Annotated in this window: 14 protein-coding genes; 9 read left to right on the top strand and 5 right to left on the bottom strand. The window is 60.8% G+C overall.

Translation table 11 applies throughout. The annotated features are described in order from the left end of the window. Window positions 1–50 precede the first annotated feature (50 nt). From ACN6NG_RS14905 to ACN6NG_RS14940, 8 genes are all read left to right on the top strand, one after another. Window positions 51–1,031 (top strand): flavin reductase, encoded by a 981-nt coding sequence (locus tag ACN6NG_RS14905; protein WP_474314757.1) that lies wholly within the window; start codon window positions 51–53, stop codon window positions 1,029–1,031. Window positions 1,032–1,073: 42 nt separating this feature from the next. Continuing rightward, a complete protein-coding gene (locus ACN6NG_RS14910) occupies window positions 1,074–1,847 on the top strand; it encodes a glucose 1-dehydrogenase (RefSeq protein WP_474314762.1) in 774 nt (257 codons plus the stop codon). A 68-nt stretch (window positions 1,848–1,915) separates the two neighbouring features. Continuing rightward, window positions 1,916–2,707 carry a fumarylacetoacetate hydrolase family protein gene (locus ACN6NG_RS14915; protein WP_474314764.1) on the top strand — a complete coding sequence of 264 codons (792 nt, stop codon included), beginning with the start codon at window positions 1,916–1,918 and terminating at the stop codon, window positions 2,705–2,707. A gap of 38 nt (window positions 2,708–2,745) precedes the next feature. After that, window positions 2,746–3,675 carry an acetaldehyde dehydrogenase (acetylating) gene (locus ACN6NG_RS14920; RefSeq protein ID WP_474314765.1) on the top strand — a complete coding sequence of 310 codons (930 nt, stop codon included), beginning with the start codon at window positions 2,746–2,748 and terminating at the stop codon, window positions 3,673–3,675. Between the two features lie 10 nt (window positions 3,676–3,685). Further along, the gene (gene dmpG, locus ACN6NG_RS14925) at window positions 3,686–4,717 is read left to right on the top strand and encodes a 4-hydroxy-2-oxovalerate aldolase (protein WP_063424364.1); all 1,032 of its coding nucleotides are present in this window, start codon (window positions 3,686–3,688) and stop codon (window positions 4,715–4,717) included. A gap of 67 nt (window positions 4,718–4,784) precedes the next feature. Next, window positions 4,785–6,110: a spinster family MFS transporter gene (locus ACN6NG_RS14930; protein WP_474314768.1), complete on the top strand. Its 1,326-nt coding sequence runs from the start codon at window positions 4,785–4,787 to the stop codon at window positions 6,108–6,110. 129 nt (window positions 6,111–6,239) lie between these two features. Next, window positions 6,240–6,989, top strand: a complete 750-nt coding sequence (locus ACN6NG_RS14935) for an electron transfer flavoprotein subunit beta/FixA family protein (RefSeq protein WP_474314770.1) — start codon at window positions 6,240–6,242, stop codon at window positions 6,987–6,989. A 1-nt stretch (window position 6,990) separates the two neighbouring features. Next, window positions 6,991–7,947: an electron transfer flavoprotein subunit alpha/FixB family protein gene (locus ACN6NG_RS14940; RefSeq protein WP_474314772.1), complete on the top strand. Its 957-nt coding sequence runs from the start codon at window positions 6,991–6,993 to the stop codon at window positions 7,945–7,947. 35 nt (window positions 7,948–7,982) lie between these two features. On the opposite strand, the gene ACN6NG_RS14945 is transcribed toward ACN6NG_RS14940, so the two are convergent. The 4 genes from ACN6NG_RS14945 to ACN6NG_RS14960 all read right to left on the bottom strand — a co-directional run bounded on the left by ACN6NG_RS14945 (window position 7,983) and on the right by ACN6NG_RS14960 (window position 10,920). Beyond that, window positions 7,983–8,738 (bottom strand): amino acid ABC transporter ATP-binding protein, encoded by a 756-nt coding sequence (locus ACN6NG_RS14945; protein ID WP_353457464.1) that lies wholly within the window; start codon window positions 8,736–8,738, stop codon window positions 7,983–7,985. An 11-nt stretch (window positions 8,739–8,749) separates the two neighbouring features. After that, window positions 8,750–9,367, bottom strand: a complete 618-nt coding sequence (locus tag ACN6NG_RS14950; RefSeq protein WP_232099930.1) for an amino acid ABC transporter permease — start codon at window positions 9,365–9,367, stop codon at window positions 8,750–8,752. 51 nt (window positions 9,368–9,418) lie between these two features. Then, window positions 9,419–10,066 carry an amino acid ABC transporter permease gene (locus ACN6NG_RS14955; protein WP_019473559.1) on the bottom strand — a complete coding sequence of 216 codons (648 nt, stop codon included), beginning with the start codon at window positions 10,064–10,066 and terminating at the stop codon, window positions 9,419–9,421. Window positions 10,067–10,131: 65 nt separating this feature from the next. Next, window positions 10,132–10,920 (bottom strand): ABC transporter substrate-binding protein, encoded by a 789-nt coding sequence (locus ACN6NG_RS14960; protein WP_353457457.1) that lies wholly within the window; start codon window positions 10,918–10,920, stop codon window positions 10,132–10,134. A 287-nt stretch (window positions 10,921–11,207) separates the two neighbouring features. On the opposite strand from ACN6NG_RS14960, the gene ACN6NG_RS14965 reads away from it, so the two are divergent. Then, window positions 11,208–11,648, top strand: a complete 441-nt coding sequence (locus tag ACN6NG_RS14965) for an Lrp/AsnC family transcriptional regulator (protein WP_024717903.1) — start codon at window positions 11,208–11,210, stop codon at window positions 11,646–11,648. Window positions 11,649–11,786: 138 nt separating this feature from the next. Here the strand turns inward: ACN6NG_RS14965 and ACN6NG_RS14970 are convergent, their stop codons facing one another. Further along, entirely contained in the window at window positions 11,787–14,834 is a 3,048-nt protein-coding gene (locus tag ACN6NG_RS14970; RefSeq protein ID WP_474314776.1) for an aminotransferase class III-fold pyridoxal phosphate-dependent enzyme, read from the bottom strand. Between the last annotated feature and the right edge of the window lie 14 nt (window positions 14,835–14,848).

Raw genomic sequence — 14,848 nt, forward strand, 5'->3', positions numbered from 1 at the left:
GTGACGCTGGGAATACTGCCAGCACGCACACTCATTCCATGAGGCCCATCATGGCAACGCCCGCCTGTTTCGACCCTCAAGCGTTTCGCGCCGCGCTCGGCACCTTTACCACGGGAGTGACCATCATCACTACCCAGGCCGAAGACGGCTCGCCGGTTGGCATCACCGCCAACAGCTTCAACTCGGTATCGCTCAACCCACCTCTGGTGCTCTGGAGTCTGTCCAAGAACGCCCGCAGTCTGCCGGTGTTCAGCGGTGGTCGCCACTGGAACGTGCACGTTTTGTCGACGGAACAGGAAACCCTGTCCGGCCGTTTTGCCCGCCAGGGTGAAGACAAGTTCTCCGAAATCCAGCTCGACACCGGCATCAGCGAGGCACCGCTGCTGCAAGACTGTACGGCGCGCTTCCAATGCCGTACGGCCTTCCAGTATGAAGGCGGCGACCATGTCATCTTCGTCGGCGAAGTGCTCGCCTTCGACCATAGTGACCGCGCGCCGCTGGCCTTCCAGAGTGGCCAGTACGCCCTGGCAATGCGCAAACCGCGCAACGAGCTGCGCCTGGCAACCACCCCGCCACCGCCCGAGTGCAGTTATACCGAAGACTTGCTGGGCTACCTGCTCGGGCGCTCGCACTACCAGATGCTGTTTGCACTGCGCCGTCTGCTGAAGAACCAGCAGCTCGATGAACACGCGTTCTTCATCCTCTCCACCCTGTGCATTCGGGACAACCTGACCCTGGACGAGATCAACGCCTTTGTCGGCTACACCGGCCATGTGGTCAGCGCCACCAGCATGCGCTTCCTGGAACGCCAGAACCTGGTCGCCCGTGAGCTTGATAATGAGCAGGTCCGCTATGTACTCACAGCCGACGGGCGGGAGGCTTCGTTGCAGGAGGTGGCCCTGGCCAAAGCCGTCGAGGAGGGTATCGCTGCCCGTCTCGGCGCCGGTGACAGCCAGGCACTCAAGGTGTTGCTCAAGCGCCTGATCGCCACCTCCGACCCGGGCTTGCCGGACCTGTGGGCGCCGCGCTAAGCACTGTGACTTCCCTGAACCTTTAGAACAACAAGGACAGCCATGAGCATTCTGCACCGCTTCAACCTCACTGGCAGTGTCGCCATTGTCACCGGCAGCGGCCGCGGCATCGGTCGCGCCATTGCCTTGGCCTACGCCGATGCTGGCGCTGATGTGGTCTGCAGCGCCCGTTCGCTGGCAGATGTCGAGGCCGTCGCCGAAGAGGTACGCAGCCGAGGGCGGCGCGCCCTGGCCCTGAGCTGCGATGTCACCGACAGCCAACAGCGCTGCGCCTTGGTCGCCAACGCCGCCGGACAGCTGGGGCGCATCACCCATCTGGTCAACAATGCCGGGGGCGGCGGCCCCAATGACCCGCTGAAGATGAGCCCGCAAGACTTCGAGCAGGTATTGAGCTTCAACGTCAGCGCCGCCTATGCCCTTTCACAGCTGTGCGTACCCCTGATGCGCGACGCCGGGGGCGGAAACATCATCAACATTACCTCGGTCGCCGCCCGTTATGCCCAGCGCCATTTCAGCGCCTATGGCACCGCCAAGGCTGCCCTGACTCACTTGACGCGCCTGCTGGCACAAGAGTTTGCGCCGCAGATACGGGTCAATGCGGTGGCGCCGGGGCCAATCCTGACCGACGCCCTGGCCGGGGTCATGCCCGATGCCATGCGCAAGACGATGGAAAGCAACACCCCGCTCAAATGCCTGGGCCAACCAGAGGACATCGCCGCCGCGGCCCTTTACCTGGCAAGCCCCGCCTCGGCCTGGGTCACCGGCAAGATCATCGATGTCGATGGCGGCGCCGATTCCAGTGTCTGGCCGGGTTGAGGCCTTTTTGCCGGGCGTGCCTGCAGCTGGCCCGGCCTGTTATCCACTTGCCACAGAGCGACCTCCCTATGGATGCGCAACTGATTGAAACACTGGGCGACGAGCTGTTCCACGCCCTGAACGCACGCCAGAGCCTTACCCCGCTGACCCAGCGTTACCCGGCCATCAGCCTTGACGACGCCTACCGGATTTCCCGGCGATTTCTGGCGCGTCGCCAAGCGGTGGGCGAGCAAGTGATCGGCAAGAAAATCGGGGTGACCAGCCGCGCCGTGCAAGAAATGCTCGATGTGCATCAGCCCGATTTTGGTTTTCTAACCGACCGTATGCAGGTTGCCGATGGCAACGACATCAGCTTTGCTGCCCACCATCTTGTGCAGCCACGGGCCGAAGGCGAGATTGCCTTTGTACTGGGCGAAGACCTGCAAGGTACCGATATCACCGCCAACGATGTGCTGGCGGCCAGCGAGTGGGTTATGCCGTGCTTCGAAATTGTCGACTCGCGTATCGAGAACTGGCAGATCCGCATTCAGGACACCGTTGCCGACAACGCTTCATGCGGTGTTTTCGCCCTGGGCCAGCAGCGCGTCGATCCGCGTGAACTGGACCTGGCCGAGGTCCAGTTGCACCTGTTCAAGAACGGCCTGCCGGTGGGCAGCGGCCTGGGCTCGGCGGTGCAAGGCCACCCCTGCGCCGCCGTGGCCTGGCTGGCCAACACCCTGGGCCGACTGGGCATCCCGTTTCGCAAGGGCGAAATCATTCTGTCCGGCGCCCTCGCGCCACTGGTACCGGTCGCACCGGGTGACTTCGTCAGCCTGTCGCTGAGCGGCATGGGCGAGATGCACCTGAACTTCGTGCCCTGAGCCTGCGGCCGTTCCTTCTTCCGATCGAGAACAATGCCATGAGTAAAAAGATCAAATGTGCCCTCATCGGGCCTGGCAACATCGGTACCGACCTGCTGTACAAGCTCAAGCGCAGTGAAGTACTGGAGCCCGTCTGGATGGTGGGTATCGACGCCACCTCCGAAGGCCTGGCCCGCGCCGCCGCGCTGGGCCTGAAAACCACCAGCGGGGGCGTCGACGGCCTGCTACCACATGTACTGGAAGACGGCATCCAGATCGCCTTCGATGCTACCTCCGCGTATGTGCATGCCGAAAACAGCCGCAAGCTCAATGCCCTGGGTGTGCTGATGATCGACCTGACTCCGGCAGCCATCGGCCCCTACTGCGTGCCACCGGTCAACCTGGAACACAACCTTGGCCTGGGCGCGATGAACGTCAACATGGTGACCTGCGGCGGCCAGGCGACCATCCCGCTGGTGGCCGCGGTGTCCAGCGTGCAGCCGGTGGCCTATGCCGAGATCATTGCCACGGCGGCCTCGAAATCGGTCGGCCCGGGCACGCGCAAGAACATCGATGAATTCACCCGCACCACCGCGGCGGCCGTGGAACAGGTTGGCGGCGCAAAAAAGGGCAAGGCAATCATTATCGTCAACCCCGCCGAGCCGCCGCTGATCATGCGCGACACCGTGCACTGCCTGACCGAAACCGAGCCTGACCAGGCAGCCATCACCGCCGCGATTGCCGACATGATCGAGCAAGTCCAGCGCTATGTGCCCGGCTACAAGCTGGTCAACGGCCCGGTGTTCGACGGTAACCGGGTATCGATTTTCATGGAAGTCGAAGGCCTGGGCGACTACCTGCCCAAGTATGCCGGCAACCTCGACATCATGACCGCCGCCGCCGCGCGCACCGCCGAGATGTTTGCCGAAGCAATGCTCAAAGGCGATTTGACCCTGCGTGCCAGCACCCCACAACCTGCCATCGCCTAAGGAGCGCACCATGGACCTTCACGGCAAATCCATCACCGTCCACGACATGTGCCTGCGTGACGGCATGCACCCCAAACGCCACCAGATCACCCTGCAGCAAATGAAAGACATTGCCTGTGGCCTCGACGCCGCCGGTGTGCCGTTGATCGAGGTGACCCATGGCGATGGCCTGGGTGGCAGTTCGTTGAACTATGGTTTTCCGGCGCACAGCGACGAGGCGTATTTGTCGGCGGTCATCCCGCTGATGAAAAATGCCAAGGTCTCCGCCCTGCTGCTACCGGGCATCGGCACGGTCGATCACCTGCAGATGGCCTACGAACTGGGCGTCAGCACGATTCGCGTCGCCACTCACTGCACGGAAGCAGACGTGTCCGAACAGCACCTTGGCGCGGCCCGCAAGCTGGGCATGGACAGCGTCGGGTTCCTGATGATGGCGCATATGAACAGCCCGCAAGGCCTGGTCACCCAGGGCCAGCTGATGGAAAGCTACGGCGCCAATTGCATCTACATCACCGACTCGGCCGGCTACCTGCTGCCCCATGACGTCAGCGCGCGGGTCGCGGCGCTGCGTGCAGCGCTCAAGCCCGAGACTGAAATCGGCTTCCATGGCCATCACAACCTGTCGATGGGCGTGTCCAACTCGATCGCGGCCATTGCCGCTGGCGCCACCCGTATCGATGCCGCTTGCGCAGGCTTGGGCGCGGGTGCCGGCAATACCCCCATGGAAGTGCTGGTGGCCGTCTGCGACCGCATGGGCATCGAAACCGGCGTGAGTGTGTTTGGTATCCAGGACGTTGCCGAGGACCTGGTGGTGCCGATCATGGACTTCCCGATCCGCAGCGACCGCGATGCCCTGACCATGGGCTATGCCGGTGTCTACGGCTCGTTCCTGCTGTTTGCCAAGCGTGCTGAGAAAAAGTACGGCATCCCGGCGCGGGAAATTCTTGTCGAAATGGGCCGGCGCGGCATGGTCGGCGGCCAGGAGGACATGATCGAAGACACCGCGATGACCCTGGCCAGGCAACGCCAAGCCAGCGCCTGACCGCTTCACGAGGCCCAGGCACAGCTTGGGCCATTGCCCATCTCTGCGGTTTGACCGGGAGTCATCCATGAGCAGTACGCACCCTCAACCCATCGGCTGGCGCAGCCATGGTCTGCTGTTTGTGCTCGCGATGATGTACGCCGATAACTTTGTCGGGCGGCAGATCATTGCCGTGATGATCGAACCGCTCAAACAAGAGTTCGGTGCCAGCGACACCGCCATGGGCCTGGTTTCGGGCCTGGCCTTCGCTGCCGTCTATGTGCTGCTGGGCCTGCCTGCCGGGCGCCTGGCCGACCGCCTGCCACGCACACGCCTGCTGGCCATCACCTGCTCGTTGTGGGCGCTGGCAACGGTGGCCTGCGGCCTGTCTACCAGCTTTGCGATGCTGGTGATCGCGCGCATGGCGGTAGCAGTCTTCGAGTCACCAAGCACCTCGACCTCGATGTCGATCATTGCCGATATCTACCCACCACACCGGCGTTCTTTTGCCATCAGTTGCTACACCGCCGCGCCGACGTTTTCGACCATCGTTGCTCTCAGTGCCGGCGCCTGGGTGGTCGACCAATATGGCTGGCGCAGCGCTTTTTTTGCTGTCGCCCTGCCTTCCCTGCTGACCAGCGCGGTGTTTGCCTTTGTGATGCGCGACCCGGTACGTGGTCGCTTCGACCTCCCCCATAGCCACGCCAGCCAGGCTGCACCGCCCATTCAAAGCCTGCTGGGCAGTGCTCGTGCACTCATGGCACAACCGGCCTACCGTTGCCTGGTACTGGCTTGCGGCATCACCACCTTCAGCGCCTACGCCTTTGCCATGTGGAATGCCAGCTTCCTGGTGCGATCCCATGACCTGCCCCTGCACTACGCCGGCCTCCTGGCCGGCCTGGTCGGCGGCACCTTTGCCGGGCTAGGGGCGTTGTTCAGTGGGTGGCTGACTGACCGCCTGGTGATCAGGAGCCAGCAGTGGCAAATCGGCATTCCGCTCATCGGCCATGTGCTCGGCAATTGCGCGTTGGTCATTTACCTGCTTTGGCCACGTGACATCCTGCTGCATGCGGGTCCGGTTCCGGTACCCAGCGCGATGCTCTGGTGCGCGCTGGGAAGCTTTTTCTCGGTATGGTGGGTGGGCCCGTGCTTCTCGTTGTTGACCCAGTTGGTGCCCGCCCACCGCCGGGCTACCGCCGTCGCCCTGCAGACCATCATCTCGACCTTGTGCGGGGTCGGTATCGGCCCATTGGCAACCGGGCTACTGAGCGATGTACTGATGCCATTTCTGGCGGACGAGTCGCTGCGCTACGCCCTGCTGTTGGTGAGTCTTATCATTGTCATACCGATCGTGCTGCTCTGGCGGACCTATCAACACCTGGCCGCGCCCTCGCGGCTTTCTGCCTATGCCTGAAACCTGAACTTGGCGCAGAATCGCCGATCAACTAGTTGAAACGGACGATCCACCCGCACACTCCCTACGTTACCGTCATTGTCAGACACCCGCTGCCCTGCGTTCGCAATATCAATGACTGGAGAGCTTATGAGGATACTGGTAAGCGTCAAACGAGTGGTCGACTACAACGTCAAGGTTCGCGTCAAGGCGGACAACTCCGGCGTCGACCTTGCTAACGTCAAGATGTCCATGAACCCCTTCTGCGAAATCGCCGTGGAAGAGGCCGTACGCCTGAAGGAAAAAGGTGTTGCGACCGAGATCGTCGTCGTTTCCGTCGGCCCGACCACTGCCCAGGAGCAACTGCGTACCGCCCTGGCCCTGGGTGCCGACCGTGCCATCCTGGTAGAAGCCGCTGACGAGCTGAACTCCCTGGCGGTGGCCAAGGCGCTGAAAGCCGTTGTCGACAAAGAGCAGCCTCAGCTGGTCATCCTGGGCAAGCAGGCCATCGACAGCGACAACAACCAGACCGGCCAGATGCTGGCTGCGCTGACCGGCTACGCCCAGGGCACCTTCGCCTCCAAGGTCATCGTTGCTGGCGACAAGCTGAACGTCACCCGTGAAATCGATGGCGGCCTGCAGACCGTGTCGCTGAACCTGCCAGCCATCGTCACCACCGACCTGCGCCTGAACGAGCCACGCTATGCGTCGCTGCCGAACATCATGAAGGCCAAGAAGAAGCCGCTGGAGACCGTTACTCCAGACGCGCTGGGCGTTTCCCTCGCCTCCACCAACAAGACCCTGAAAGTTGAAGCGCCGGCTGCCCGCAGCGCTGGCATCAAGGTCAAGTCGGTGGCCGAACTGGTCGAGAAGCTGAAGAACGAAGCGAAGGTAATCTGATATGACTATCCTGGTTGTCGCTGACCTTCTAGAAGGTCCGGAAGCCGGCGCCGTAGCCCCGGCCACCCTGAACACTGTCGCTGCAGCCGCCAAGATCGGTGGTGATGTGCACGTGCTGGTCGCAGGCCAGAACGTCGGTGGCGTTGCTGAATCCGCTGCCAAGATCGCTGGTGTGGCCAAGGTGCTGGTTGCCGATAACGCCGCCTACGCCCACGCGCTGCCGGAAAACGTCGCGCCGCTGATCGTTGCTCTTGTTGAACAAGGCGGGGCCAAGGGTTACAGCCACGTGCTGGCCCCGGCCACCACCAACGGCAAGAACATCCTGCCGCGCGTTGCCGCGCTGCTGGACGTCGACCAGATATCCGAGATCATCTCGGTCGAGTCCGCCGACACGTTCAAGCGCCCGATCTATGCCGGTAACGCCATTGCCACCGTGCAATCGAGCGCGGCGGTCAAGGTCATCACCGTGCGTACCACTGGCTTCGACGCCGTGGCCGCCGAAGGTGGCTCGGCCGCTGTTGAGGCCGTTGGCGCTGCGCACAACGCCGGTATCTCGGCCTTTGTCGGTGAAGAGCTGGCCAAGTCCGACCGCCCAGAGCTGACCGCTGCCAAGATCGTCGTTTCCGGCGGCCGCGGCATGGGCAACGGTGACAACTTCAAGCACCTGTACAGCCTGGCCGACAAGCTCGGCGCGGCCGTCGGCGCTTCGCGCGCTGCGGTCGACGCAGGCTTCGTGCCGAACGACATGCAGGTCGGCCAGACCGGCAAGATCGTTGCGCCACAGCTGTACATCGCCGTCGGTATCTCCGGCGCGATCCAGCACCTGGCCGGCATGAAAGACTCCAAAGTGATCGTTGCGATCAACAAGGACGAAGAAGCGCCGATCTTCCAGGTGGCTGACTACGGCCTGGTTGCCGACCTGTTCGAAGCGGTTCCAGAGCTGGAAAAGCTGGCCTGACCCGCCTGCCTGGTTTTTGAACAAGTCCGGCCCTCTTACAAAGGGTCGGCTTGCAAATGCTTCTTCAAAAAAGCCCGGGTACGATCCTGCACCGGGTTCCTCAGTATTTCCCCCGGAGCCCCTTGTTCCACAACAACCCCGCCATCCATGAATACGATCTGGTCAGCAACCTCGCCGGCAAAGCGCATCTCATGCGTGACGATCAACATGGTCATGTGCTCCGCCGCCAGTTGCTTCATTACCAGGTTCACCTCTTCCACAAGCTCCGGGTCCAGGGCTGAGGTCGCTTCATCGAACAACATCACCTTGGGTTGCATGGCCAACGCCCGGGCAATGGCAACGCGCTGCTTCTGCCCACCGGACAAGCGCGACGGATATTCGTCAATCTTGTTTTCCAGCCCGACCTTTTGCAGGTACTCCAGGGCCAGCGCTCTGGCCGCACTTTTCGAGTAGCCTTTGAGCTTCACAGGCCCTATCGCGACGTTTTCACAGACGGTGAGGTGCGGGAACAGATTGAAGTGTTGAAACACCATGCCCATCTGCTGGCGCACCCGGTTGATGTGCTGCTCGAAGGCGCGGCCTTTCAAGGGCCGGTTGACCTGAGCACCATCCAGCCAGATTTCACCGCCATTGAGCACTTCGAGATGGTTGATCGATCGCAGCAGGGTACTTTTGCCAGAGCCACTCGGGCCGATGATAGCGTAGATCTGCCCACGCGACACCGACAGGTCGATGCCCTTGAGCACCTCAAGTGTGCCGTAGGCTTTGCGAGCGCCCTTCACTTCTACCATAGCGTTGGTGTTCATCGTGACATCTCGACCTTGGCTTCAATAAGATGCAACCCAGCCTCGAGTACCAGATTGGCCACGTAGTAGATCACTGCGACGGCAATATAGAACTCAAAGGGGCTATACGTTTCGCTGACAGCCAATTGGGCGCTGTAGACGAGTTCGGCAATACCGATGATCGATACCAGTGAAGTGTCCTTCAGTAACACAATGAGGTTGTTCCCCAGTGGCGCAATGGTTTTTCTGAGCGCCTGCGGAACAATGATGTAGCGCTGGGTCATGGCCCTGCTAAGGCCAATCGAGCGCGCGCCCTCTATCTGGCCTGGGTCCACCGCCTCGATCCCGGACTTGATCACCTCGGCGTTGTACACCGCAAAATGCAGGCTTAGCCCGATTATCCCCGCAGCCAGGGCCGGGATGTCGATACCGACCTGAACCAGCCCGTAATAGATCAGATACAGTTGCAGCAACAATGGCGTGCCCATCAACAGCCAGGTCACGAAACGCACCGGCAATGCCATGGCTTTCGGCGCATACAGGTCGATCAGGGCAAACAGCACACCCACCGTCAGGCTGATGACGCTGGAACAGAGAAACATGACAACCGTCCACCACAGGCCGGTTGCCAGCATTTCATAGTAAGGCGTGATAACACTCAGGTTGAACCCTTCCACTGGCACTCCTCACTGGGTTGCGTAGCGCCGGTCCAGCACTTCCACCAGGTACTTGACCGCGTAGACCATGACGATATAAAGCAGCGCCGACACCATGAATATCTCGAATGGTTTGTAGGTTGAACTGATGAAGCGCTGCGCGGTGTAAGTCAGTTCGACCACCGAAATGGCCGACACCAGGGCAGAACCCTTGATCAGCCCGATAGCATTTACGCCAAGCGGCCTGATCATCAGCTTCATTGCCTGGGGAATGATGATAAACAACAGCGTCTGGCTGCGGCTGAAGCCAATCGACCGTGCGCCCTCCTCCTGGCCTGGGTCGACATTATCGATAGCCCCTCGAATGGACTCCGACATATACGCCGCTATATTCATGCCTAAACCGATCACCGCAGCAGCAAACGGCTCAAGCTCAATACCTATCTGTGGCCCACCAAAATAGATAATGAACAACTGCACCAGGCAGGGTGTGCCGCGAAATACGCTGACGTAAATCTTGGCTGCCCACCGCAAGATAATAAATGGCGATAACCGGCACGCCACCAGAACGATTGCAAGGAGTAAACCCAGTAAGAGTGATAGCAACGAGATCTGCACAGTTACCCAGGCGGCTTCCAGGAAGAACGGGTAGGTGCGATGGATCAATGACAGGTCCATAAAAACCACTCACAAAATTCAGCCAACCCGGCCCAGCCTGTCGGCCGGGCCACTTCAGGCGTGCATCAACGAATGTCGCTACCCACCCATTTCATGGAGATTTCTTTATAGGTGCCATCGGCCAGGATCTCGTCCAGGGCCTTCTGCAACTGGGCCTTGAGTTCAGGGTTGTTTCTGCGAATGGCAATGCCCAGGCCTTCACGGCCACCCTGCTCGTCCGGCAAGCTGATGATGCGTACTTTCTGCCCGGTTTCCTTTACCGCAACCATGACCGGAATGCTGTCCATCACTACCGCGTCGATACGAGCGGCTTCCAGGTCCACCAGCATTTCCGGTAGGCCTTTATAGGTGCGCACTTTAAGATTGCCGCGATTACGCGCCCATTTGTCATGCGAGTCGCCCAGCGTGACGCCGACGGTGACATCCTTGAGGTCATCAAGCCCCTTGATCGGAGAGTCTTCCTTGACGCCGATGGTACGGCCTGCGTGGTAATAAGGGCCCACAAAGTCAACGGCTTTCAGCCGCTCAGGCGTAATGGTCATCGAGGCGATGACCGCGTCATATTTCTTGGCCAACAGCCCGGCGATAATGCCGTCAAACGGTGTGGTAATAATTTTTATATTCACGCCCAAACGCTGAGCGAGTGCTTCACCAATAGAGGCATCGAAACCGACAATTTCATTCTTTTCATTGGCAAAGCTGAAGGGGGAGTACTGGCCACTCATTGCCACGCGCAGTACTTTTGAATGTTGAACGGCCTGCAGATCATCGGCGTGCGCCATGCCGTGAGAAAATAATGCAGCCGCTGCAACAGCGGTGGAAGCCAGTAGCATCCTGGTTTTTCTTGCCAGCATCGAGGCACTCCTTGAAAGTTTCTATTTCTTATTGTCCTGGGCGCTGAAGTCCCAACCTTCACTGAGAGCTTTGCACACTGAAACCTTGAAATCACCCTGCAATGTGCGTGTTCGGGTGGCACATTGCCGGAATCGGCCGACATAGTGTCGGCGCTACTTCGGGCTTTGGAATAACTGGAGTAGTGTCTGGCGATGCACTAAAAACAAGCGAGTACTCGGCTGGTTTGCCCCCTGCACTTTACCGGGGCAGCCGGTCATTTACCGGTGATCAGGCGGGAGTGCCAGCATTGCGCGAATTAGACGTCAAAGATCGGGAAATCCTCGAAATACTCTCCAAGGAAGCACGTGTGGCACTCAAAGCGCTGGCTGCAAGAGTTGGCCTGTCAAGAAGTGCCACCAGCGAGCGGGTTTTGCAACTGGAGCGTAGTGGGGTCATTCGCGGATATCGCGCCGACATCGGTGAAATCGATGCCAATGTCATACGGGCAATCATCCTGGTAGCGCTGAAACGTACACCGGCGCTTGGGTTGCTGGACCTTCTGGCACAGAACGCCCAAGTGAAACGGGTTTCATCGGTCAGCGGGCAGCTCGACCTGATAGTCGAGGTCGAAGCAAGGACGATTGATGACTTGAACCGTGTACGGGACGCCGTGGCGTGCCACGACTCTGTAGACGACATTACTACGGCGGTAGTGCTGCGGCGTGACATAGACCGGCAGAAGGCGTGATGCAGGAGCGGCCTTGTGTCGCGACAGGGCTGCGAAGCAGCCCCAGGTTTCAGTGCTGAGGCACTAATTGCCGGGGCTGCTGCGCAGCCCTATCGCGACACAAGGCCGCTCCTACAAAGACCGCGTAGTCTGCAAAAGCTACTTCAGTGCTGCGGTAAAGCTGTCTTTCAGCACGTCGAGGAGGAAGTCGGCATTGGCCCGGCTGAAAATCATCGATGGCCGCATTTTCAGCACGTTGTCATGCGGGCCTTCAGTGCCGATCAACACGCCGCGTTCCCTGGCGCCATCAGCCACTTTCCGGGCCAGGGCCGTGGCCGGCGCCTTCGACTTGCGGTCGGTGACCAGGACGATGCCGAGAAACAGCCCCAGCCCGCGCACATCACCAATCACGTCAAATTGCTGCTGAAGCTTGCGGAAACCCTCGAGCAAGTAATTGCCGACGTTCAAGGCGTTTTCTTTCAAATGGTCGCGCTCGATTGCATTGAGCACCGCCAGGCCTACCGCGCACGACACGGGGTTGCCGGCGAAGGTATTGAAATACTCCATGCCGTTGTTGAAGGCATCGGCAACCTCACGGGTGGTCACAACCGCCGACATCGGGTGGCCGTTACCAATCGGTTTGCCCATGGTGACGGCATCCGGCACCACGCCCTGGGTCTCGAATGCCCACCAGTGGCTACCGACGCGGCCGAACCCGACCTGTACTTCATCGGCCAGGCACAGCCCACCCTCGGCGCGAACCATGGCGTAGACCTCCTTGAGGTAGTTGTCAGGCAGGAACACCTGGCCCGCCACACTGGGGATCGACTCGGCAAGGAAGAACCCGGGGCCCTTGCCTGCCTTGCGCATGGCATCCAGCTGCTCTGCTACCGACTCGGCAAAGCGCTTGCCGTGCTGTTCCACTGGCCAGTGCTCAGGCGCGTAGTAGCTGTCCGGGACCACCGCCTCGTATACATGCGCTGCCCTGCCCTTGCCGGCCTTGCGTTTGTACTTGTAAGGGCTAAGGTCGATGAGTTCTTGCGTAGTGCCGTGGTAGGCCCAGTCCAGCACGATCGCCTGGTCACTGCCTGTGTAGTTGCGCGCCATGCGCAGCATCAGGCTGTTGGCTTCGCTGCCCGAACAACCAAAGGAGGCTACGCAAAGTCCCTCTGGCAGCGTACCCGTCAGGCGTTCGGCGTATTCGACGATGTTGTCGTGCAGGTAGCGCGTGTTGGTGTTGAGTAGCGCAGCCTGGCGGGTCAAGGCCTCGACCACGTCGGGGTGGCTATGGCCCAGGTGGCACACGTTGTTGAAGCAGTCCAGGTAGGCGCGCCCGAAGTTGTCGATCAGCCATACGCCATCACCGCGCACGAACTTGATCGGGTCGCTGTACGAAATCGACAGGTTCGGTAGCAGCAGTTCCTTGCGCCTGGCGATGATCTGGGCCTTGGTCATCCCTTGCTGGGTATAGGTCTCTGGCGGGATACCCGCCAAGGTCGAAGCATCGGGGAACAGGTCGGCCCACACTTCGCGGTACTCTGGCTCACCCACGCCAATAACCTCGCTCGCGCTCAGCCGAGTATCGGTGGTCATCTGCAGGTGCAGGTGGGGAATCCAGCCGCCGTTTTCATGATCGGTGCCCATGTAGCCGACCAGGTCGCCAGCTTCGAGCTTGTCACCGGCTTTCAGGCGGCTGAGCGCTTCATGGGCCATATGCCCCCACAGGGTCAGAAATGGCGGGCAACCGGGTGGCGTGTGCTCGATCATCACCAGGCCACCATACCCCAGCGGGTCTGGTTCAACCTCCACACTTCTGACAGTGCCGGCGACCGGCGCGTACAACGGCGTACCCGCTGGCATCACCAGGTCGACACCGACATGCAGTGTGCGGCGTTGCCCCTTGATGAAGCGGGACTCGAACGCGCTGTCGGTGTAGATGCTGCGCAACTCACCCCAAGGCCCGATGGCCAACGGCACCTGGTGAGCAGCAGAGAACTCATCCCACCAACGGGTTGCATCTGCGGGGCGTTGCTCAGCCGAGGCGATGGTCATCTCGTGGGTGGCGTCGCCAAACGGGGCAATCACCTTGTTCAGGATGGCGGCAGACGGGCGTACCAGGTCGGCGAAGGATTTGTGGTTGCCCGCAATCCAGCGGCGGACATCACCCGCGCCTTCGATGGCATCAAAACCACAGGCCTTGCGCAGGATGCCGGTGGCCAGCCGTGGGTTCATCGCATCAAGCTGTTCCAGCAGGCGCCAGGCAGGCGCTTCACTGATCGCCAAGTAGGGGTTGTCGTCTGTCTGGTCATGCCGGGAAGCGGAAAAGGTGACGCTGATCACCAGGCGCATGGCGATCAGGTTGAACAACACATCAAGCTCTTGCGCTTGCAGCGGGTACTTTTCATGGAAACCGGCGACCAGCGCAGCAGCGGCGCCGATTGGGTCGTCCATGTCGAGAATGGCGTAGGCACTGGCGATCGCAACCTCGGCTATCAGCACGGTATGCACGGCATCGCCAAAGTCGATGAAGCCAGTCACGGTACTGGTAGTTTCGGCATCGACCAGAATGTTCCAGTCGTTGGCATCGTTGTGGATCACCTGGGCCCGCAGGGAAGCCAGCCTTGGCTGTACAGACTGTTCGAACTGGGTGATGAAACGCTCGACAATGGCCCGGCGTTCAGGATTCTTGATGAAGTGCAGGCGCGAACGGGAGCGCGCAGCATGGCGCAGATCCCAGTCAAGGTCGCGGACGGCGCCCGGGTGCATGAAGCCCTGCAGCGCGCGGTCGAGTTCACCGAGTGCCTGGCCGAAGTTGCTCATCAGTGCAAATGAGCGCCTGGCCTCGGCAAGTGGCGTGCCGGCCAACCAGCTGACCAGGCGCACTGCGTGCTTTTCACCTGTGGCACCGGTCACCGACGGCAGGTAGTCGCCAGCCACGCTGGCCCGCAAGTGAGGCACGCCCAGATGCCCGCCGTGCACGGCCAGGTGATCGAGCAGCGCGGTTTGAAACTCGCTTTCTACTCTGGGCTCGCTGGCATTGACGATTTTCAGTATCCAGCCCGCATCCAGGCCCGTCTGCAGCCGGTAATTGCGATCACGCTCCCCGTCCAGCGGCGTGGCAGTGCCAGAGACATTGAAGAAATCTTTTGCGAGGCCCTCTGCATCGCTTGCCGAAAACCGAGGTGCCGGGTGGGAAAGGTCTGTCATATCATCACGTTCCG

The organism is Pseudomonas sp. TSO6, assembly GCF_056098905.1.